General features: G+C 63.1%; 1 protein-coding gene and 1 pseudogene. Both read left to right on the top strand.

Annotated elements, in window-relative coordinates:
- Positions 1 to 948 (top strand): annotated as a pseudogene (locus WS68_RS28185) (hypothetical protein); the annotation flags it as partial.
- The coding region (locus WS68_RS28650) for a hypothetical protein (RefSeq protein WP_231752925.1) at positions 945 to 1,162 on the top strand (218 nt) is incomplete at its 3' end. The pseudogene WS68_RS28185 and the gene WS68_RS28650, both read left to right, overlap by 4 nt.

Below are 1,162 nucleotides of genomic sequence, written 5' to 3'. Positions count from 1 at the left end.
GCCGACCAGACCGGCAACACCTCGAACTCCAATGCATCGGGCGTGGACATTACCGGTCGCAATGATCTGCAACAATCGAACAACGCCGCGAACAATTCATTGAATGCGGGCGGTGGTACGGCAAACGCGAACGGCAACACGTCGAATAACGCAAACCATTCCAGCGTCGGAAACACCAGTTCAAATTCGGGCGGCAATACCCTGTCGAACGGCGCCTCGTCCAACAGCGGCGGTAACACGCTGGCGGGCGGAAACGTCTCGTCGGCCAATCACAATTCCGCCGCGGGTGGCGCGGGCGGTGCAGGTGGCAATGCGGGTGCGGTAGCCAGCAACGGCGGCAATCGCGTGGCCGGCGGAAACAACTCGGCTTCGCTCGCCGGCGGCAACAACAGCGCGGGTCAATCGAACGGGAATGGCAACAAGTCGGTCACGAATGTCGATGCATCGTCACACTCCGACTACAAATCGATCTGGATTCCGCCTGTTGTGCCCGCTACGCCGCCGAGCGCGGTTGGCGCAACCTCTGCGGCCCTAACCGTCACCGCATGCGGCCCGCTTCAACGGGTCGTTCACACCCCCGTCAAGGGCAAGTTCTTCGGCATGCTCATCAACTCCGACGTGGATCAGGGTACGACGGATGAACTTGAGCCCGTCACCGATGAAAACGGCGTCGTTCGCTATTACGACCGGGTGCTGCTGCCGGATGGACGCACTCACCTGATGGGGACGCAGGCGATTATCTCGACCGCCGTGATCGGGACAGCCGGCGCACGAAACCTTGCGCTCGGCGCAGGCGGGTCAAGTGGCGCGTGGGGGCAAGGCGGCATGGGCTCGTCTTCAGCCAACCAGCAGACGCAAACAAAAATCACTTTGCGTGCATGCGAAGTCGGCGTGATCGAACCGCCGGCCCCGCCCCCGCTGCCCATCATCGCGAATATCCGCCAATGATTACCGTCCATCTTGCCGCCGCCCTGATCTGCTTTTCGGGTCGGTGTCATCCGGCGCTCGTCGGCGCGGACACCCCGCGCGGCACCTACCCGATCGTCCATGCCGCCACGCGTGAGCCGGGATACGGCGGGGACGTACTGGCCTTTGCTCGTGACGCGCATGGGGTCTATGCCATTCACCGAGTATGGACCCGCATTCCGAGTGAGCGCCGGGC

The sequence above is a fragment of the Burkholderia sp. TSV86 genome (assembly GCF_001522865.1).
Lineage (GTDB): Bacteria > Pseudomonadota > Gammaproteobacteria > Burkholderiales > Burkholderiaceae > Burkholderia.
Note: the sequence above shows the minus strand (reverse complement) of the source record. Positions and strands in the feature narration are given on the sequence as shown.